At 65.8% G+C, this 19649-nt stretch carries 17 protein-coding genes; 8 read left to right on the forward strand and 9 right to left on the reverse strand.

Annotated elements, in window-relative coordinates; all coding sequences use genetic code 11:
• Positions 1-209 precede the first annotated feature (209 nt).
• The 3 genes from JAO85_RS10625 to JAO85_RS10635 all read right to left on the reverse strand — a co-directional run bounded on the left by JAO85_RS10625 (position 210) and on the right by JAO85_RS10635 (position 3756).
• The gene (locus JAO85_RS10625; RefSeq protein WP_034382803.1) at positions 210-1538 is read right to left on the reverse strand and encodes a sulfatase; all 1329 of its coding nucleotides are present in this window, start codon (positions 1536-1538) and stop codon (positions 210-212) included.
• A gap of 113 nt (positions 1539-1651) precedes the next feature.
• A complete protein-coding gene (locus JAO85_RS10630; protein WP_202788089.1) occupies positions 1652-2644 on the reverse strand; it encodes a Bug family tripartite tricarboxylate transporter substrate binding protein in 993 nt (330 codons plus the stop codon).
• 140 nt (positions 2645-2784) lie between these two features.
• Positions 2785-3756, reverse strand: coding sequence for a tripartite tricarboxylate transporter substrate binding protein (locus JAO85_RS10635; RefSeq protein WP_012836691.1), 972 nt, complete (start codon positions 3754-3756; stop codon positions 2785-2787).
• A 92-nt stretch (positions 3757-3848) separates the two neighbouring features.
• On the opposite strand from JAO85_RS10635, the gene JAO85_RS10640 reads away from it, so the two are divergent.
• Both JAO85_RS10640 and JAO85_RS10645 read left to right on the forward strand, forming a co-directional pair.
• Complete coding sequence (locus JAO85_RS10640) at positions 3849-4397, forward strand: MarR family winged helix-turn-helix transcriptional regulator (protein WP_202788044.1); 549 nt, start codon at positions 3849-3851, stop codon at positions 4395-4397.
• An 84-nt stretch (positions 4398-4481) separates the two neighbouring features.
• Positions 4482-6020, forward strand: a complete 1539-nt coding sequence (locus JAO85_RS10645; RefSeq protein ID WP_202788045.1) for a YifB family Mg chelatase-like AAA ATPase — start codon at positions 4482-4484, stop codon at positions 6018-6020.
• 13 nt (positions 6021-6033) lie between these two features.
• Here the strand turns inward: JAO85_RS10645 and JAO85_RS10650 are convergent, their stop codons facing one another.
• Positions 6034-6963, reverse strand: a complete 930-nt coding sequence (locus tag JAO85_RS10650; protein ID WP_057094342.1) for a LysR substrate-binding domain-containing protein — start codon at positions 6961-6963, stop codon at positions 6034-6036.
• Between the two features lie 111 nt (positions 6964-7074).
• Here JAO85_RS10650 and JAO85_RS10655 point away from each other — a divergent pair, with 111 nt between their 5' ends.
• Both JAO85_RS10655 and JAO85_RS10660 read left to right on the forward strand, forming a co-directional pair.
• Positions 7075-8253, forward strand: coding sequence for a YbfB/YjiJ family MFS transporter (locus tag JAO85_RS10655; protein ID WP_202788046.1), 1179 nt, complete (start codon positions 7075-7077; stop codon positions 8251-8253).
• A gap of 34 nt (positions 8254-8287) precedes the next feature.
• On the forward strand, positions 8288-9355 hold the full coding sequence (locus JAO85_RS10660) for a nitronate monooxygenase family protein (protein ID WP_202788047.1): 1068 nt from the start codon (positions 8288-8290) through the stop codon (positions 9353-9355).
• A gap of 131 nt (positions 9356-9486) precedes the next feature.
• On the opposite strand, the gene JAO85_RS10665 is transcribed toward JAO85_RS10660, so the two are convergent.
• The 4 genes from JAO85_RS10665 to JAO85_RS10680 are packed head-to-tail and all read right to left on the reverse strand — an operon-like array spanning position 9487 to position 14452.
• Positions 9487-11292 (reverse strand): feruloyl-CoA synthase, encoded by a 1806-nt coding sequence (locus JAO85_RS10665; protein WP_202788048.1) that lies wholly within the window; start codon positions 11290-11292, stop codon positions 9487-9489.
• Between the two features lie 20 nt (positions 11293-11312).
• Entirely contained in the window at positions 11313-12260 is a 948-nt protein-coding gene (locus JAO85_RS10670) for a 3-hydroxyacyl-CoA dehydrogenase NAD-binding domain-containing protein (protein WP_202788049.1), read from the reverse strand.
• Positions 12257-13465, reverse strand: a complete 1209-nt coding sequence (locus JAO85_RS10675) for an ABC transporter substrate-binding protein (protein ID WP_202788050.1) — start codon at positions 13463-13465, stop codon at positions 12257-12259. The genes JAO85_RS10670 and JAO85_RS10675 overlap by 4 nt, the downstream gene beginning before the upstream one ends.
• A gap of 48 nt (positions 13466-13513) precedes the next feature.
• Positions 13514-14452 carry a 3-keto-5-aminohexanoate cleavage protein gene (locus JAO85_RS10680; protein WP_054073327.1) on the reverse strand — a complete coding sequence of 313 codons (939 nt, stop codon included), beginning with the start codon at positions 14450-14452 and terminating at the stop codon, positions 13514-13516.
• A 191-nt stretch (positions 14453-14643) separates the two neighbouring features.
• On the opposite strand from JAO85_RS10680, the gene JAO85_RS10685 reads away from it, so the two are divergent.
• Positions 14644-15288 (forward strand): Crp/Fnr family transcriptional regulator, encoded by a 645-nt coding sequence (locus JAO85_RS10685; RefSeq protein WP_240487497.1) that lies wholly within the window; start codon positions 14644-14646, stop codon positions 15286-15288.
• On the opposite strand, the gene JAO85_RS10690 is transcribed toward JAO85_RS10685, so the two are convergent.
• Positions 15285-16214 (reverse strand): LysR substrate-binding domain-containing protein, encoded by a 930-nt coding sequence (locus JAO85_RS10690; protein WP_202788051.1) that lies wholly within the window; start codon positions 16212-16214, stop codon positions 15285-15287. The two genes, JAO85_RS10685 and JAO85_RS10690, sit on opposite strands and share 4 nt — an antisense overlap.
• A 134-nt stretch (positions 16215-16348) precedes the next feature.
• On the opposite strand from JAO85_RS10690, the gene JAO85_RS10695 reads away from it, so the two are divergent.
• From JAO85_RS10695 to JAO85_RS10705, 3 genes are all read left to right on the forward strand, one after another.
• The gene (locus tag JAO85_RS10695) at positions 16349-17362 is read left to right on the forward strand and encodes a tripartite tricarboxylate transporter substrate binding protein (protein WP_039049419.1); all 1014 of its coding nucleotides are present in this window, start codon (positions 16349-16351) and stop codon (positions 17360-17362) included.
• A 22-nt stretch (positions 17363-17384) separates the two neighbouring features.
• The gene (locus JAO85_RS10700) at positions 17385-18272 is read left to right on the forward strand and encodes a MaoC family dehydratase N-terminal domain-containing protein (RefSeq protein WP_202788052.1); all 888 of its coding nucleotides are present in this window, start codon (positions 17385-17387) and stop codon (positions 18270-18272) included.
• A gap of 62 nt (positions 18273-18334) precedes the next feature.
• A complete protein-coding gene (locus JAO85_RS10705) occupies positions 18335-19501 on the forward strand; it encodes an acyl-CoA dehydrogenase family protein (RefSeq protein ID WP_202788053.1) in 1167 nt (388 codons plus the stop codon).
• Positions 19502-19649 lie beyond the last annotated feature (148 nt).

A 19649-nucleotide genomic window follows, 5' to 3' on the forward strand; every position in this document is an offset into this window, starting at 1 on the left:
AATCACTGAGCGCAACTTTCGCCACCCGGTTTGCGGCCTGAACCGATTGCACCAGGATGGTGCGTTTTTGCAATGCACCGCCATGGCCCGGTTTTTATCCGGTTTTTTGCACCAAACAGGTGATTTGAAAGTGAGTGCATGCTCTTTGCTTGAGCGCGGACGCAAAAAAGCCCATCGCCTGTGCGATGGGCTTGCAGGCAGCGCTCAGTTCAGAAGCTGGCCTGCGGCAGGTCTGCCTTGGTGAACACCAGCGAGACCTTGGCTTCCTCGGGAATCGGCGGCAGCTCCTGATTCCAGTGCTCCCAGGCGCTGCGCAGCTCGGCCAGTTTCCGGGGCTCGCGATCACGCAGATTGGCGCGCTCGCGCGGGTCGCTGGCGATGTTGAACAGGTATTCGATGCCCTCGATCTGCAGATATTTCCAGTCGCCGCGTATCAAGGCCTTTTGCTCGCGGTGCTTCATGCGCCAGGCCAGGTCGCGTTCGGGCATCCAGCTTTGATCCTGCATCAGGGGCAGCAGGCTGATGCCGTCCAGCGGATAGTCGGCATGCGCGTCCACGCCCGCTGCAGCCAGGAAGGTGGCCGACCAGTCCATGGTCAGGCTGGGCGTGTCGCAGACGGCGCCGGCCGTCATGCGCGCCGGCCAGCGTGCCAGCAAAGGCACGCGGATGCCGCCTTCGAGCAGGTCCATCTTCTGGCCCACGAAAGGCCAGGTATTGGAGAAGCGCTCGCCGCCGTTGTCGCTGGTGAAGACGATGAGCGTGTTCTCGCTCAGGCCGTTCTCCTCCAGCGCGTCCAGCAGCCAGCCTATGCCTTCGTCCATGTGATGGATCATGCGCTGGTAGGTGTCGATGGAGCCGCCGTCGATATGCTTGCCCATGCCTTGCAGGCGCTCGGATTCGGCGCGGTCCTCGCGCGTCAGCCAGGGCCAGTGCGGGGCGCTGTAGTGCAGCGAGAGGTAGAAGGGCTGCTCGGCGCTCTGGCGCTTGACGAAGTCCACCGCGCGGCGGCTCAGCAGATCGGTGAGGTAGCCGTCTTCGGTGTGCGGCTCCTCGTTGGTCCAGAAGTCGGGGCGCCCGCGCGGGTCGCAGTGGGCGAAGTAGTCGGCGCCGCCGGCATGAAAGCCGTAGAACTCCTCGTAGCCCGACAGGCGCGGGCCGAAATGCGGGGGGTAGCCCAGATGCCATTTGCCGACCAGGGCCGTGGCGTAGCCGGCATCGCGCAGCAGCGAGGCCACCGTGGGGTGATCGGGCGGCAGGCCCAGCACCTTGTCGCCATGCACGCTGGCGATGGGTTCCTCGGCCGCACCGCGCAGGCGGTACTGCCAGCGGCCCGTGGCCAGCGCAAAGCGCGTGGGCGAGCACACCGAGGAGTTGGAGTAGCCGCGCGTGAAGCGCAGGCCCTGGGCGGCCATGGCGTCCAGGCGCGGCGAGACATCGGTGGCGTTGTTGTGCGCATCGCGCGCACCGGTGCAGCCCAGGTCGGCATAGCCGAGGTCATCGGCCAGGATGAAGATCAGATTGGGGCGGGAGTCGGTCATGGGAGATCGGGGAACATTCAAAAACAGGAGCTTCTATCGCTTGTTATGCAAGGATTCTGGATAGATTTGATGCTGAAAATGTTTGGTGGAAAGCGATAGATGCTCCTCAAATATCAGGGCTTAAAGCCCGAGCGCTGCACCACCGGCGCCCATTGCGCGCGGTAGGCCTTGAGCATTCTTTCCGTGTCCTGCGCGCTGCTGACCACGGGCACCAGGTTGGAGGCGGCGAACTTCTGCTGCGTGTCGGCTTCCTTCATCACCTCCTGCACCAGTTGGGACAGGCGCTGCACCGTGGCCGGCGCCATGCTCTGCGGCGCGAACAAGGTGTTCCAGCCCGTGCCGACCAGGTTCAAGCCCAGCTCCTTGAGCGTGGGAATGCCGGGTGCCATGGTGCTGCGGCGCTCGCCCGAGGTGGCCAGCACGCGCAGCTTGCCTGCTTCGTGCTGGGCGATCTGGGTGTCTAGAGTGTCCACGGCGATGGGGACCTGCCCGCCCATCAGATCGGTGAGCAGCGGACCCGAGCCCTTGTAGCCCACGACCTCGACGGGCACCTTGGCGGTCTCGCCCAGCATCAGCGCAAAAAAGTGCGGCAGGCTGCCCGTGGCCGGCACGCCGAAATTGGCCTGCTGCGGATTGGCCTTGAGCCAGGCCAGCAGGTGCGGCAGCTCCTTCACGGGCACGGCGCTGGCCACGGCCAGGCCGAACTCGTAGCGGTTGACCTCGCTGATGGGGCGGAAGTCCTTTTCCGGCTCGTAGCCCGAGTCGGGAAACACCAGCGGCGCGACCACCATCACGGCGGGATTGGCCAGCAGCACGGCGGGCTGAGATGCGGGCGCGTTCTTCACGTACTGGGCCGACAGACGGCCGCCCGCGCCGGGCTTGTTTTCCACGATCACCGGGCTGCCAAGGCGGGCCTGCAGCCGGTCGGCCACGATGCGTGCCACGCGGTCGGTGGCACCGCCGGGCGGATAGCCGACCACCATGCGCAGCGGTGTCTTGCTGGGAAACAGGGCATGGCTCTCCTGGGCCTGCAGCGCGCCGCCGCCCAGCAAGCCTGCGCTCAGGCCGAGCCCCGCCGCGAGCTTGCCGAAGATTCTTCTTTGCATCGTCATGTCTCTCCTGGTCTGTGGTCCGCGCCGGTATCGGCTCGCGAATTCACACCATTAATGATTGGATACCGGGCAGTGTAGGTGGGCTCCGGCACCGGCCTGAAATGCTCAGATGGCCGGCGCCCGTGCCCGAGGCATCAATCGGGTTTCAGATTGATCTTGCGGGTCAGCGCTTCCCATTTGTCGGAGATCTCGCGCACCCTGGCCTGGGCCTGCTCGGGGCTGCTGCCCACCATTTCGATATCCACGGCCTTGACTCGCTCCTGCTGCTGCGGCGAGCGTATGGCGGCATCCATGGCTGCGAGAAAGCGCTTCTGGATCTCGGCAGGAACACCCTTGGGGGCGGCGAGCAACAGCCAGTAAGTGCCGTCGAAATCGGGGTAGCCCGACTCGGCAATCGTGGGCAATGTCGGCAGCAGCGGCGAGCGCGTGCGGCCCGAGGTGGCCAGGGCGGTGACGCGACCGCTCTGTATCTGTGGCAGCACCGTGGGTGCCGCCAGGAAGCCGCAGTTCACCTGGCCGCCCATGAGGTCCTGCATGGCCGGTGCCGGCCCCTTGTAGGGCACATGCACCATCTTCACGCCGGTACTGGACAGCAAGGACTCCATGACCAGATGACCGGGCGAGCCCGCGCCACCGGTGGCATAGGTCAGCTCGCGCGATTTGGCGGCCTCCAGCATGTCCTTGACGGACTTGAAGCCGAGGCCGGGGTTGCAGATCAGGGTCTGCGAGAACCTGGCGGCGGCGTTGAGCACCACGATGGCATCGCTGGAGTAGCCGATGTTCTTGTAGATATGCTTGTTGACGGTGAGCACCGGGTCCATGGCCCACAGCCAGGTGTAGCCGTCGGCCGGGGCTCGGGCGACCTCGGCCGCACCGATATTGCCATTGGCACCGGCCCGGTTTTCCACGATCACGGCTTGACCTAGCGCCTTTTGCACGGCCGCCGCCAGCGGGCGCACGGCGATGTCGGAAGGGCCGGCGGGCGGCGTGGGAACGATGATGCGTATGGGCTTGGCGGGCCAGTTGTCGGCAGCATGGGATGCCGTCAGAAGCGCGGCGGCCGCCAGCCCGGCCAGAGTGCGGCGGGCGATACGAGTGCAAGGCATGGTGTCTCCTGTCGTTTTCTTTGGAGCCACTGTAAGCAGTGACTCGATAATGGATCTAATCCATCATTCCTAGAGAAAACCCACAAAGACCCATGACCAAGGCGCAGCGCCACCCCTGGCGGCAGCCGTCCGAGCTGGACGATCTGTTCCTCTACCATCTGGCCCGCCTGATGAGTTCGGCCGGAACCATGGTGGTGCGCCTGTGCGAGGGCGGCTTCGGCATCACCCGGCGCGAGTGGCGCATGATCGGCCTGCTGGCCACCAAGGGTGCCATGCAACCCTCCAGGCTCGCAGAGCTGGCGCAGCTCGATCGCACGCGCACCTCGCGCACCATCTCCACGCTGATTGCCAAGGGACTGCTGCACAAGCAGGGCATGGCCGGCGACGGGCGCCAGGCCATGGTGCAGCTGACGGACGCCGGGCTGGCGCTGCACACCCAGCTGTTTCCGCAGATACAGGCGATCAACCAGGAGCTGCTCGGCGACGTCAGCGATGCCGAGCTTGAGGTGCTGTCCCAGGTGTTCGAGCGCGTGCGCAATCGGGCGGCGCTCATGCAGGAGCAGGGCAGCTTTCCCAAGGCCGAGCGCCGCCGTGGCCGGGCCGCGGGCAAACAGCCGGCCCGTGACGACGCCGCCGGCTGACGGCCTGTGCACACCCCTATTGCCTGTTTGAGCCGCCCGCGCATACGCTAGGCCCTACAGTCCGGCTTGAAGGGGAGGAGCGTGATGGGTCTGGCACTGGTTCAAAGTCGTGCACTGCTGGGCTTGCAGGCACCGGCTGTCACGGTGGAGGTCCATCTGGCCAACGGACTGCCTTCGTTCACCCTGGTGGGTCTGGCGGATGTGGAGGTCAAGGAGGCCCGCGAGCGCGTGCGCGCAGCCATCGTCAATGCAGGGCTGGAGTTCCCGAACAACCAGCGCATCACGGTCAATCTGGCTCCGGCGGATCTGCCCAAGGACTCAGGCCGCTTTGACCTGCCGATAGCGCTGGGCATTCTGGCGGCCAGCGGGCAGATCGATGCACAGCGGCTCGCCGATTATGAGTTTGCAGGAGAGCTGTCGCTGACCGGTGCCCTGCGCCCGGTACGCGGCGCCCTGGCTACTGCGCTGGCCCTGCAGCGTCAGCAACAGCGCGTGCGGCTGGTGCTGCCGCCAGACAGTGCGCTGGAGGCCGCCTTTGTGCCGGCCATCGAAGTCTTCGGCGCCGCGCATCTGCTGGATGTGGTCAGGCAGTTCATCGCGCATGACGCCACCCTGGCGGAGCAGGGCGATGGCGTGGAGGGCTGGCAGCGGGTGCACTCCAGACCTGCTGAAGCCTCTTTGCCGTCGCTGGATCTGCGCGAGGTGCGCGGCCAGATGCAGGCCAAGCGCGCGCTTGAAATTGCAGCTGCCGGCGCGCATGGTGTGCTGATGATCGGCCCTCCGGGCTCGGGGAAATCCATGCTGGCCCAGCGCTTTGCGGGCTTGCTGCCCGGCATGACCGATGAGGAAGCGCTCGAAGCCGCCGCCATTGCCAGCCTCAGCGGTCGTTTCACGCCGCAGTTGTGGCGTCAGAGACCGTTTGCCGCTCCCCATCACACGGCCAGCTCCATCGCCTTGGTCGGCGGCGGCTCTCCGCCCCGGCCCGGCGAGATTTCATATGCCCATTGCGGTGCGCTTTTCCTGGATGAGCTGCCCGAGTTCGCGCGCAGCGCTCTGGAAGCCCTGCGCGAGCCGCTGGAGACCGGGCGCATCACCATCGTGCGGGCCGTGCAGAGGGCGGAGTTCCCGGCCCGTTTCCAGCTGGTGGCAGCCATGAACCCCTGTCCCTGCGGCTTCTGGGGATCGCGCATCAGGGCCTGCCGCTGCTCGCCCGATCAGGTGGCACGTTATCAGGCACGCATCAGCGGTCCCTTGCTGGACCGTATCGATCTGCATGTGGAGGTGGCGGCACTGTCGCCCGAGGAGTTGCTGGCAGCGCCCGAAGGGGAGAGCAGCGCTGCCGTACAGCAACGCGTGAGCGCGGCCAGGGACAAGGCCTTGCAGCGCCAGGGCCTGCCCAATCATCAGTTGCAGGGGGCACAGCTCGACACACATCTGCAGCTGGAGCCCGAGGCGCTGACCTTTGCCCACAAGGCTGCAGCGCGCCTTGGCTGGTCGGCGCGCGGCACGCACCGGGCCTTGAAGGTGGCGCGAACCATTGCCGATCTGGCGGACTCGGATGCCATCACGCAAACCCATCTGGCCGAGGCATTGCAGTACCGCCGCGCGCTGATGCAGCCGTGATGTCCTGCCGCTCTCAGGCGGCAAGAGCCAGCGCCACGGGCTGTGCCCGTGTGGCTTGCGGATTGACACCCAGTACCTGCGCAAATGCATGCAGTGCCGGCGACCAGCCTTGTACGGCAGCGGTCACAAAACAGGTGTCGACAAAGGCCAGCTCCTGTCCGCTCCTGCCGGGCAGAGTCATCCAGTGCACGCCAAAGCGCTGCTGCTGGGCTTCGACCAGAGAGCGCGACAGCAGCGCATAGCCCATGCCGGCAGCCACGCAGCCGAGGATGGTGTCCAGCATGCCCAGCTCCATGATGCGTACCGCCGTCACGCCCATCGAAGCCATCAGCAGCTCGATCCGCTGGCGGTAGCTGCAGCCCTGGCGAAAGGCCAGAAACACGGAGCTGCTGAACTCTGCGGCGGTGGGGAAGCGCGTCAGCGGCTGTCCGCTGACCAGCACCAGCTCTTCACGAAATACCGGCCAGGATTGCAGCTCGTTTTGTGGTGCGGCACCGTTGATGAAGGCACAGTCGATGCGACCAGCCGCCAGCTCCATCAGCAATGCGGCGCTGGGCTGGGCGTCCAGCTCCAGGTCGATACCCGGATGCTGCCTGCGCAACTCGGCCAGCAGTGGCGGCAGACGCAGTGCGGCCGTGGTTTCCATCGAGCCTATGCGCAAGGCGCCCTTGACCTGGCCGGCGGCAAACTGCCGGGCTTGCAGCATGGCCAGCACCTGGTCATGGGACTGCAGCATCTGCCGCGCAGACTCCAGCAGCGTACGCCCGGCCGGAGTCGGAAAGACCGGGTTGGCCCGCATCAGCAGCTGCACGCCTGCTTCGTCCTCGAGCTTTTTGATATGGGCCGTGACATTGGATTGCACGGTGTGCAGAAGCTGGGCTGCGGCACCAAAGCTGCCGCTTTCGCAGACGGCTTCGAACATGCGCAGGGATTTGAGTTGCATATGCGGCTCCAATATCTCGAATTGAGATGCAAGTCATCATTTTGAATCATTGGACATGATCGAGTCGCAGCGTTTAGGCTTGATGCCAATTTCCTCTCCATAACCCGAGCTGTGATCGAACGCAAAGAGCTTCCCCTGCTGTTGACCGGCTTCATGGCCACCCTGAGCGGCGTCGGCCTGGCCCGTTTCGCCTATACCGCGCTGATGCCGCAGATGGTTCATGCGGGCTGGTTCAGCGGCGAGCAGGTGGCTTATCTGGGCGCCGCCAATCTGCTCGGCTATCTGATCGGCGCCCTGGTCGCCGCGCCGCTGGCCGAGCGCATGGGCGCGCTGCGCGTGCTGGTGATCTGCTGGGTGGCCGTGATGCTCAGCTTTGCCGGCTGCAGCCTGCCCCAGCCCATGGCCCTGTTCTTTGTCTGGCGGCTGATCTCGGGCATTGCCGGTGCCGCGCTGATGGTGCTGGGCCCGTCGGTGGCCATGGCTGCAGCAGCGCCGCAGCGCCGTGCCACGCTGGGCCCGCTGATGTTCTGCGGCATTGGCGTGGGCGCCTTGCTGGCCGCCACGCTGGTGCCCATGTTTGCGCGCAGCAGCCTGAGTGCCGTCTGGTGGGCGTTGACGGCGCTGTCTGCGCTGGCGCTTTACAGCGGTCGGCATGCTGCGCGCCAGATCCCGCTGCATGCACCGGTGGCGATCCAGCCCACGGCGGTCGCAGCCTCCAGCACAACGCCGTGGAGCCTGGCGGTGATTCTGGTGCTGGTCGCCTATGCCTGCGACGCCTTCGGCTTTGTGCCGCACACCGTGTTCTGGGTGGACTACCTGGATCGCGAGCTGCAGCTGGGCGGCGCCTATGCCTCGACGCAATGGGCATTCTTCGGGCTTGGCGCGATGGTCGGGCCGCTGTGTGCGGCCTACTGTGCCACGCGCTGGGGCTGGTGGGGTACGACCACGGGCGCCTATGCCCTCAAGGCCGTGGCCATCGGCCTGCCGCTGGCTTGGGCAGGTTTCGGCGGCCATGCGCTGTCGGGCTTTCTGGTGGGGGCGCTGTCGCCTGGCATGGCTGCCATCACCTCGGGCTATCTGATGCAGCTCATCGGCCCCGGCCAGCACAAGAAAATGTGGGGCTACGCCACGGCGGCATTTGCGCTGCTGCAGGCCAGCTCCGGCTATCTGATGGCATTTGTTTACGCCAGCAGCGGCAGCTATCGCCAGCTGTTCGTGCTGGGCTGCGCAGCGCTGGGCCTGGGGGCGCTGCTGGTGGCCTCAAGCCGCCTGGCCCGCACTGCGCAATGATCAGGATCGAGATGTGACAACCGGGAGACGCGCGATGAGCAAACTACCTTTGTGGATGACAGGCCTGGGTCTGCAGCATCCCATCATTCAGGCCCCGATGGCCGGGACCTCGACCCCGCAACTGGCGGCTGCCGTGAGCAATGCATACGCCCTGGGCTCTATCGGCATAGGCGCCTACGGCCTTGAGCAGGCGCGCCAGCATATCGAGCAGACGCGTGCGCTGACCGATCGCCCCTTCAACGTCAACCTCTTTTGTCACCGTGCGCCGGTAGCAGATGCCGAGCGCGAAGCGCAGTGGCTGCGCTATCTTGCGCCAGAGTTCGAGCGCTACGGCGCGTCCGTGCCGTCCGGCCTGCGCTGCATCTACGAGTCCGCACTGGGCAATGAGCGGTTGCAGGCAATGCTGCTGGAGCTGCGCCCCGCCGTGGTGAGCTTTCATTTCGGCCTGCCGGAGCAGAGTTTTGTCGATGCCTTGCGCGCCGCCGGCATCACCACGCTGGCCTGCGCCACCAGTCTCGATGAGGCGCGCCAGATTGAGCAGGCCGGGGTGGATGTGATCGTGGCCCAGGGCATGGAGGCGGGCGGCCATCGCGGCGCTTTCGTGCCCGAGCAGGACAGACTGATGGGGACTTTGGCGCTGGTGCGGCTGCTGGCGCGCGAGTCCCGTCTGCCCGTGGTCGCCGCTGGCGGCATCATGGACGGTGCAAGCATCGCTGCCGCTTTGCAGTTGGGAGCCTGTGCCGTGCAGATGGGAACGGCCTTCATCCTCTGCCCCGAATCCGCAGCCAGCCAGGCCTACCGCGCCGAGCTGCAAAGCGACAGCGCGCAGCACACGGCCATCACCGCCGCCATTTCCGGACGCCCTGCGCGCGGTATGTTCAACCGTCTGCACCAGCTGGGACGAGACTATGCGGGAGCACTGCCCGCCTATCCCATGGTGTATGACGCAGGCAAGGCGCTGCACCAGGTAGCCAGCGCGCAAGGCAGCAGCGACTATGCCGCACACTGGGCCGGCCAGGGCGCACCGCTGGCTCGCGCCATGCCAGCGGCCGAGCTCGTGCGCACGCTGGCGCAGGAGCTGGAGCAGGCGGAGCACGCCTGACCGGGCTTGAGCGGATATGCGGCGAGTCAGGAGTAACCATTTGATTTGATAGCTGTCATCGCTTGTAATGCATCAGATCTGTATTGTTTTCGCCAAAATTTGAATACTGACTTGCGATGACTGCTATGGTTTTAAATGTTGCAGCGAATGACCGATGCATCCTTTGAAGCGAACAGACGTCGCACCGCATCGGCACGCCGCGTCAGCACCGCGCGCTGGTTGACGTAGCCCTTGTCGGTGATCTCTCCGGCCTCCGCATCTGGCGGATCGGCCAGCACCAGCGCGCAGCCGGGGCTTTGCGAGCTGCCCGCGCCTGCGTCGCGCTGCTCGTGCATCACGCGGCGCAGTGCCTGTGCCAGGGTTTCGGGGGCGGCAGCACCTGCGGGCGTGGCAAATACCAGCAGGCCCAGCTCGTCACGGTCGTGGCCTGCGATGACGATGTCCTGCACCCATGGCGCCAGGCGCGACACCAGTTCCACGCGCAGCGTTCCCACCGAGACCCAGGTGCCGCTGGAGAGCTTGAAGTCCTCGGCCACGCGGCCGTTGAAGATCACGCCGCGCTCGGGCCGCTGCTCGTCCACGACGAAGCCTGCGTCGCCGATGCGGTAATAACCTTCCTCGTCGAAGGCAGCTGCCGTTTCGCGCGGTGCGTCGCGGTAGCCGGGGAAAACCGACACGCCCTTCACGCGCATTTCCTGCTTGTTGCCGTTGGGTACGAACTTGAGCTCCAGCCCGGGCAGCGGCGCACCTATGCAGCCTGCGCTGTCAAGCTGCCAGTGGGCCGAGGTGATCGCGGGCGAGGTCTCGGTGCAGCCCCAGGACGTGGTCAGCCACAGGGGGCGGCCCGGGCGCACGCGCTGGGCCACCGCCTCCAGCCGCTTCCAGGTCGAGGGGGCCAGCGCCGCAGCCGCATAGAAGGCCAGGCGGAGGCGCGAGAGCATGTCCGCCGCCAGCGCGTCGTCGGCCTCCATCAGCGGCAGCACCATGTCGAAGCCGCGCGGCACGTTGAACCACAGCGTGGGGCGGACTTCGCGCAGATTGCGCACCGTCTTCTCGATCAGACCCGGTGCGGGCCGGCCCTCGTCGATGTAGAGCGTGCCGCCGTGCGCCAGTACCAGATGCAGGTTGTGGTTGCCGCCGAAGGTGTGGCTCCAGGGAAGCCAGTCCACGAGCACGGGCTTTTCCTGCTCCAGGAAGCGCCAGGTCTGCGCCATTTGCTGCTGGTTGGCGCACAGCATGCGGTGCGTGTTGATGACCACCTTGGGCGTGCCTGTGGAGCCCGAGGTCAGCAGGTATTTGGCATGCGTGTCGGGCGCGATGGCCTCGTATGCAGTGCGCACGGCGGCCGTCTCGGGTCTGGCCATGAGCGCCTCGAAATCCAGCCCGCCAGGCCAGTGCTGTGCATGTGCGCTGAAGACGCAGGGCGCGCGGGTTTCGCAGGCCGTCAGCGCCGGTCCGTACAGGCGCGCGTCCGATGCGTAGATCAGCGCGGGCTGCAGCACCTGGAGCATCTGGCGCAGCCGCCCGAAGTCGCGCGCCGTGCGCGAGTAGGCACTGGACAGCGAGCAGGCTGCCCGGCCCACGTGCATGGCGGCCAGCATCAGCACCGCGTGATCGATGGCGTTGTCCGACAGGATGACCACAGGGCCGGGGGGCAGATCCAGGTCCAGCAGCCCCTGGGCCGTGCGTCCCACGGCCTCGCGCAGCTCGCCCCAGCTCAGCATGCGCCAGCCGCTGCCGTCGGGCGTGCGCTCGGCCAGGGCCGGCGCCTCGGGGGTCTCGCGCGCCCAGCGTTCCAGCCACTCGCCCACGCAACGTGCATAGGGCTTGAGGGCCACGGGCGATCGCAGCACGAAGCTGCCGTCGTCGAGATCGATGCGCAGGCTGCGCGGCGGGGCGACCTGCTGCGGGTCGGACAGGAAGTCTATGGCTTGCATGCATGCTCCTTTATGTGGGCTCAGAACAGCGAGCCCTGGACCTTGGCACGTATCAGGTCGGTCAGCAGCTCGTCGCGTGTGCGCTCCAGCTCCTCCTCGCGGCGCATGCCGCGCGCCTCTGCAACGCCCTGCACCACACTGTCCTTGAGCGCCTCTGTCATGGCTGGATTGCCAAGATCGCGCCACCAGCTTTCGATGGGGCCGCCCAGGTGCTCCAGCAGATGCTGCATGCCGCCCTGTCCGCCAGACAGATGCAGGTTCATGAATGGCCCCATCAGCGCCCAGCGCAGGCCGGGGCCGTGGGCGATGGCCGTGTCGATGTCGCTGACGCTGGCCACCCCTTGGTCAACGAGGTGAAAGGCCTCGCGCCACAGCGCGGCCTGCAGGCGGTTGGCGATGTGGCCAGCGATCTCGCGCCGCACATGAATGGGGCGCTTGCCCAGTGCTGCGTAGAAGTCCATGGCGCGCTGGATGCTGTCTGGCGAGGTGGCATCGCCACCACCCACCTCCACCAGCGGAATCAGGTGCGGCGGATTGAAGGGATGGCCCAGAACCACGCGCTGCGGCGTCTTGCAGCGTGCCTGCATGCCGCTGACCGGCAGACCCGAACTGCTGCTGGCCAGCAGTACCCGGGGTGGTGTGGCCGCGTCCATGCGCGCATAGAGGTCAGCCTTGAAGTCGGCGCGCTCGGGGCCGCTTTCCTGCACGAAGTCGCAGCCGTCCAGCGCACGCTCAAGCTCGGCATCGAAGCGCAGGCGTTCGGGCGAAGCTCCATCCACCAGCCCCATGCGTTGCATGGTCGGCCAGTGGCGCTGCACCGCTTCGCGCAGGCGCTGCTCGGCGCCGGGAGCGGGATCGGTGGCCGTCACATCCAGGCCGCGCGCCAGGAAGAACGCTGCCCAGCTGGCACCGATCACGCCGGTGCCGACCACGGCCACGTGCCGTATCACGGTTGCGGCCGCGCTCATGATGTCTTCCATTGCGCGCAGCGTGTCTCTGCGCGGGTAGTCCAGGCGGCCTCGCCACGGATGGTCTCGACCACCTTGTAGTAGTCCCAGGGCTCTCTGGATTCGGCTGGCGTCTTCACCTGCATCAGATGCATGTCATGCACCATCAGGCCGTCGGCGCGCAGCCAGCCGTCCTTGACGAACATGTCGTTGAATCGGGTCTTCCTGAGCTGTTCCATCACCTTGGTACCATCGTCCGTGCCAGCGGCCTGCACGGCCTTGAGGTACTGCAGCGTGGCGGAGTAGTCGCCCGCATGGAAGGAGGTGGGCATGCGCTTGTGCTTGTCGAAGAAACGCCGCGCCCATGCGCTGGCCTCGGGGCTCTGGTTCCAGTACCAGCTGTCGGTGAGATACATGCCTTGTGCCGTCTTCAGGCCCAGGGCGTGTACGTCCTGAATGGTGATGATCATGCCCGCGAGCTTCATCTTCTGCGCCAGCCCGAATTCCGCCGCCGACTTGATGGCGTTGACCGTGTCGCCGCCTGCGTTGGCCAGGGCCAGTACATCGGGCTTGGCCGCCAGAGCCTGCAGCATGAAGGACGAGAAGTCGCTGGCGCCCAGCGGGTGCTTGACCGCACCGGCCACGTTGCCGCTGCCGGCCTCAAGCACCTTGGCGGCATCGGCCTGAAGCGCATTGCCGAAGGCATAGTCGGCCGTCACGAAGAACCAGCGCTTGCCGCCGCTCTTGAGCACGGCGCTGGCCGTTCCGCGCGCCATGGCCACCGTGTCGTAGGCATACATGACCGTGTAGGGCGAACACTGCTCGTTGGTGAGGCTGGAAGCACCCGAGCCGACCACGAAATAGGGCTTGCGCTTATCGCGCGCCACGCCCGCCATGGCAATGGCCGCGCCCGAGTTCACGCCACCGATCAGCATGTCGAAGCGCTCCACGTCGAACCATTGACGCGCCTTGGCTGCGGCGATGTCAGCCTTGTTCTGGTGGTCGGCCGCCACCAGCTCGATCTTCTTGCCGTTGATGGCTCCGCCCATGTCGGCGATGGCCATGCGTATGGCCTCTGCGCCTGCCGGCCCGTCGTAGTCGCGGTATACGCCCGACATATCGCTGATGAAGCCTATGCGTATCACATCGTCCGAAATCTGGGCTGCTGCCGTGGCCGCACCGGCCAGCGTCACGGCGCCCGCCAGGGCCTTGTATGTGAAGTTCATGATGCTGTCTCCTCGTTGTTTTGTGAGCTGTGCTGCGCCGTGCGCGGCTCAGGCAGCCTGTGCCATGGCGGCGGGCGCGAACGCGGGTCGCGGCATGCCACTGCGTTGCAGCCCCATGATCTGACGTGCTTCCTCGGGTGTGGCGGGCTCCATGTCGAGCTCGCGGATCAGGCGCACGATGCGCTCCGTCAGCTGCACATTGGTGGCCAGTTCGCCCTGGCGGTAGTAGAGGTTGTCCTCCAGGCCCACACGCGCATGGCCGCCCAGCAGCAGCGCAGCCACATTGGCCTCCAGCTGCGAGGGGCCGATGCCGCTGACGCAGAAGATGCTGTTGGCGGGCAGAACGTCCACCATCTGCTGCAGATAGCGCGGCGAGAACGGCATGGCGTTCTGGAAGTTGCGGTGGACATTCATCACCAGGTTGATGAAGTGCGGTGCGGCATCGTGGTCTTCCTCGATCAGCGTCGTCACGTCCTGCAGGATATGGGTGTGTGCGAAGACTTCCCACTCTGGCTTGATGCCGCGCGCCTTCATGCCTACGGCCAGCTCGCGGCCTCGGGACAGCGGCGTGTCCATGAGGATCTCGCGCCCTCCGAAGCTCAGGTTCAGCGTGGTCGCATCCAGCGTGCACATCTCGGCGCCTGCGTCCATGCCCTTGATGCGCTCCTCCCAGGCGATTTCCCAGCGCCCGCCCTGCAGCTCGCGCACCATGTCGCCGTGCACGCCACCACCCGTGGAGTTGTTGATCACGATGTCGCAGCCCGCAGCGCGGATGCGGGTGTTGATGTCGCGGTAGATGTCGGCATTGCAGGTGGCGCCGTCGTCGGGGCGGCGCGCATGGATGGCGGCCACGCTGGCGCCCGCATTGAAGCAGCGCACCACGTCCTCGGCGATTTCGTCCGGCTGGGTAGGGAGATGGGGGTTCTGCGATTTGTGGGCCATGCCGCCCGTGGGGGCAATGGTCACGATCACTTTGCGCTTGCTCATGGCGTCTCCTGATGCGTGGGGTTGGGTCGTCAGCTATTATTTTTTTCACCCCTGCACGAATCAGTCGTTGCGATGACATTTGACCTCGGGGTAAGTACGCAAGGAGCTTCACCATCGCCCGCCATCACCGCTCAACGGCCGCGGCCCGTCCCACCCTCGACGAACTGCTCTCCGGCTCGGCCTGGTTTCCCGTGCTCGACGTTGCCGTGCGCGAACGCGTGCGTGCGGAGATGCGCGAGGTGGACCTGCCCGCGGGCACTGCGCTGTGCCGTATGGGAGATGCGCCTCGGCACTGGTATGGCGCCATCGAAGGGCTGCTCAAATGGTCGGTGAGCAGCGCCGACGGCCGCTCTGTCACGCTGGGCGGCTTGTCGGTGGGCAGCTGGTTCGGCGAGGGAACGGTGCTGCGCGGAGTGGCGCGCACGGCGGACGTGATCGCTCTGCGCGACAGCCGCGTGGCCTTGATGCCCGCCGAGGTCTTTGAATGGCTGCGCGGCAGCGAGCGCAGCTTCGAAGCCTTTTTGCTGCGTCAGATCAACGAGCGCATGCACTGGTTCCTGGGCAACTTTGCGGCCCACCATCTGCTCGATACCGACAGTCAGGTGGCGCGTGCACTGGTAGGCCTGTTCCACCCCTGGCTGCATCCGGGCAGCGACCCGCGCCTGCGGGTGTCCCAGGAGGAGATTGCCAACCTCTCTGGCCTGTCGCGCCAGCGCTGCAACGCAGCGCTGCGGCGCCTGGCGGCGGCCGGCCTGATAGAGATCGAATACGGCGGCATCACCGTCATCGACCTGCCGCGGCTGCGATCACGCGTGCTCGCCGCGGCGTCGTTCTAGCGGCCAGATTCGCTCTGCGTCACGTTGCTCTCGCCGTGCTCATGGTAGGCAGCGATGGCGTCCATCAGTTCCTGCAGCTGGACCGATACCTGCTGTTCCTCGCGCACCAACATATAGCGGGGGCGCACTGCCCAGGCGTCGGTCAGCGGCACGCGGCAGACGCGCGGCAGGCCGCGGTAGCGCTGGGCCACGGTCTCGGGCACCACGGCCACGCCCACGCCTGCCGCGACCATGCGGCACATCGAGTCGAAGCTGGACAACTGTATGCGCAGCTTCAGCGTGGTGCCCAGTTGCTGGCTCAGCCGCTCCAGAAAGGTCTGCAGCGTGCTGCTACGGTGCATGCCCACAAAGCGCTCGTGCAGCACATCGGCAAAGGCCACGCTGCTCATGTCCGCCCAGCGCGCGGTGTCGGGGGTCACCAGCACCAGCCGGTCGGTGCTGAAATGCAGCACGCGCAGGCCGTGTGTGTCCACCTCGCCGGCCACGATGCCCAGGTCGGCGCGGCCGTCGCGGATGTCGGTGGCAATGCCGGCATTGGGGCGCTCCTGCAGGTCCACGCTGATGTGCGGGTGCTGGGTGAGGTAGGCCGCAAGTATGTCGGGCATGAACTCCGTCACGGCCGTGGTGTTGGCGAATACGCGCACATGGCCGCGCAGGCCCGCGCCGTACTCCTGCAGGTCGGCTTGCAATTGCTGCGAATGCTGCAGCATGGCGCGCGCATGGTGCAAAAAGGCCTCGCCGGGTGCCGACAGCTTTACCCCTCTAGCCTCTCGTATCAGCAAAGGCATGCCGGCCTGCTCCTCCAGTGCCTTGACACGTGCGCTGGTAGCTGCAAGCGATAGGTGAGACTGTTCGGACGCCCTTGTCAGGCTTCCTGTCTGTGCTATCAAAACAAAGAGTCTTAAATCCTTGAGATCGAATTGCATGGCGGCTCATGGTTTATACCAATCAAGTCAAGGCTTCGGAAAAACAAAAGGCTTGATTCCAATATCAGAGATTGTGCACAGAGCTGGCGCCAGCGAGCATAGGGCTATCAACCCCAAAAGAGGAGACAGTCGCCGTGCCAGTCCGATCAGCCCCGCCCTCCACTCCATCGGTATCGCGCCGCAGCCTCTGCGCCGGCGCCCTGCTGACCCTGGGCCTGCCGACCTGGGCGCAGACCTCCTATCCCGCCCGCCCCATCGTGCTGGTGGTGCCCCAGGCAGCGGGCGGAACCAATGACATCGTGGGCCGCATCGTGGCACAGAAACTGGGCGAGAAGCTGTCCGTGGGCACGGTGGTCGAGAACCGCCCCGGTGCCGGCGGCAACATCGGTACCCAGGCCGTGGCGAAGGCCGCCAGGGACGGCCATACATTGCTGATGACCATCAGCAGCAGCCAGGCCATCAATCCCGCACTCTACAAGTCGCCGGGCTTCGATCCCGTGGGCGACTTCACGCCGGTGAGCATGATCGGCGCCGTGCCCAATGTGCTGCTGGCCCATCCATCATTTCCTGCCCGCACCGTTCCCGAGCTGCTGGCCCTGGTCAGGTCCAAGCCCGGCGAGTTGCAATATGCATCGGCAGGCAACGGTACGCTCAACCACTTGCTGGGCGAGATGCTTAACCAGATGGCCGGCGTGCAGCTGCAGCATGTCCCCTACAAGGGCGTGGCGCCGGCACTTAACGATGTGCTGGGCGGGCAGCTACCGCTGCTGTTCGGCAGCCTGCCGTCCACGCTGCAGTACATCAAGTCGGGCAAGCTGCGGGCACTGGCGGTCAGCAGCGCAGCGCGCTCGCCCTTGCTGCCCGACGTGCCATCGCTGGGCGAGTTCGTGCCCGGATACAACGGCACGCTGTGGATTGCCCTGTTCGCGCCGCGCGGCCTGCCGCCTGCGGTGATGAGCCGGCTGCGCGAAGGCATGCAGCAGGCCATGGCGGACAAGGACATGCGAGCCCAGTTGCAGGCTCAGGGCGTGGAGCTTGCGGGCACGCCAGAGCGTCAAGTCACGCCTGACGAGCTGGCTGCCGTTCTCAAGCAGGACATCGCCAAATGGGCGCATATCGTGAAGACCTCCGGCGCCACGGTGAACTGAATCTCTTCCAGCACTTCCATCCATGCACCCGAACACTGTCCAGATCGACGCAGCCACCCTGACCAAGCTCCAGTCTTGGCAGGAGCGCAGCGAGACCATGTCCGACATCATCACCGCAGCTCCGCTGCGTGCCCTCTCGGCCACGCTGGATCGTGACGATCCCGTGCCTGAGGATGGCTCAGCCGTGCCTGCGCTATGGCACTGGCTGTATTTCCTGCCGCATGCGCGCCAGAGCGAGATCGGCCCCGACGGGCATCCCCGGCGCGGCGGCTTCCTGCCGCCCGTGCCGCTGCCGCGCCGCATGTGGGCGGGCGGACGGCTGCGCTGGGAGACAGACAATCCGCTGCGTGTGGGGCAGGAGGTGCAGCGCGTCTCCACCATCCGCAGCGTGCAGCACAAGACCGGACGCTCGGGCGAGCTGCTGTTCGTGCTGGTGGAGCACCGGTTCTTGAATCACGACGGCCTGGCGCTGACCGAAGAGCACGACATCGTCTACCGAGCCGCTGCAAGACCTGGCGACCCGGTGCCGCCACCGCAGCCGCCGCTCGCGGGCCAGGCTGCCTGGTCGCGCAGCATCGTGCCCGACGACATCTTGCTGTTTCGCTACTCGGCGCTGACCTTCAACGGCCACCGCATCCACTACGACCGCCGGTACGTGACCCAGGTTGAGGGCTACCCGGGCCTGATCGTGCATGGTCCGCTGATTGCCACGCTGCTGCTCGATCTGCTGCGCCGCCAGCTGCCCGGCGTCAGGGTGGTTGCGTTCGACTTCAAGGCCTTGCGACCGACCTTCGACCTGCATCCTTTCAGCGTGCACGGAAAGCCGCGCGATGACGGCAGGACCATCGACCTGTGGGCTCAGGACCACGACGGCTTTCTCACCATGCAGGCTACGGCCACGGTGTCCTGAAGAATTAAAAACCATAGCATATGACGCTTGATGGATAAGCGTTATAGGCCAAAAGGCTTTAAATGATCGAACATACCAGCTCGAATAACCACCATGAGATCCGCGATGCCATCCGCGCGCTGTGTGCGCAGTTCCCCGACGAGTATTTCCGCAAGATCGACGAGCAGCGCGTCTACCCCGAAGCCTTCGTCAACGCGCTCACGAACGCAGGCTGGCTGGCCGCGCTGATTCCGCAGGAGTACGGCGGCAGCGGCCTGGGCCTGACCGAGGCCAGCGTCATCATGGAGGAGATCAACCGCTGCGGCGGCAACTCGGGCGCCTGCCACGGCCAGATGTACAACATGGGCACACTGCTGCGCCATGGCTCGCAGGCGCAGAAGGAGAAATACCTGTCGCGCATCGCCTCGGGCGAATGGCGGCTGCAGTCCATGGGTGTCACAGAGCCCACCACGGGCACGGACACCACCAAGATCAAGACCAGCGCCGTGAAGAAGGACGGGCGCTATGTGATCAATGGTCAGAAGGTCTGGATCAGCCGCATCCAGCACAGCGACTTCATGATCCTGCTGGCGCGCACCACGCCGCTAGCGGAAGTGAAGAAGAAAAGCGAGGGCATGTCCATCTTCATGGTCGATCTGCGCGAGGCCGAGAAGAAGGGCATGACCGTGCGCCCCATCCTCAATATGGTCAACCACGAGACCAACGAGCTGTTCTTCGAGGACCTGGAGATCCCCGAGGAGAACCTGATCGGCGAGGAAGGCAAGGGCTTCAAGTACATCCTCGACGGCCTGAACGCCGAGCGCACGCTGATCGCGGCCGAGTGCATAGGCGACGGCTACTGGTTCCTGGACCGTGTGACGAACTACGTGAAGGACCGCCAGGTGTTCGGCCGTCCCATAGGCCAGAACCAGGGCGTGCAGTTCCCGATCGCCGATGCCTTCATCGAGGTCGAGGCCGCCAATCTCATGCGCTGGAAGGCCTGCGAACTGTTCGACGCGCGAGAGTCCATGGGCGCTCAGGCCAATATGGCCAAGTATCTTGCGGCCAAGGCCAGCTGGGAGGCGGCCAATGCCTGCATCCAGTTCCACGGAGGCTTCGGCTTTGCCTGCGAGTACGACGTGGAGCGCAAGTTCCGCGAAACCCGCCTCTATCAGGTGGCGCCGATCTCCACCAACCTGATCTATTCCTATGTGGCCGAGCACCTGCTGGGTCTGCCACGTTCGTTTTGATGTGCGACACCCCCCTGAGGCGCTGCGCGCCTTCCCGTTGCACGGCGCCCCCAAAGGGGGATGACAGCCTCGCTGCGGGGCGGCGTGGCCGGCCCAGGCCCTTGCTTGCTGTCCCTGGCTTTGAGCGCGTCAGTTGTTCGGGTCGTGA

It is taken from the genome of Comamonas sp. NyZ500 (genome assembly GCF_016772095.1).
GTDB classification, from domain to species: domain Bacteria; phylum Pseudomonadota; class Gammaproteobacteria; order Burkholderiales; family Burkholderiaceae_C; genus Comamonas; species Comamonas thiooxydans.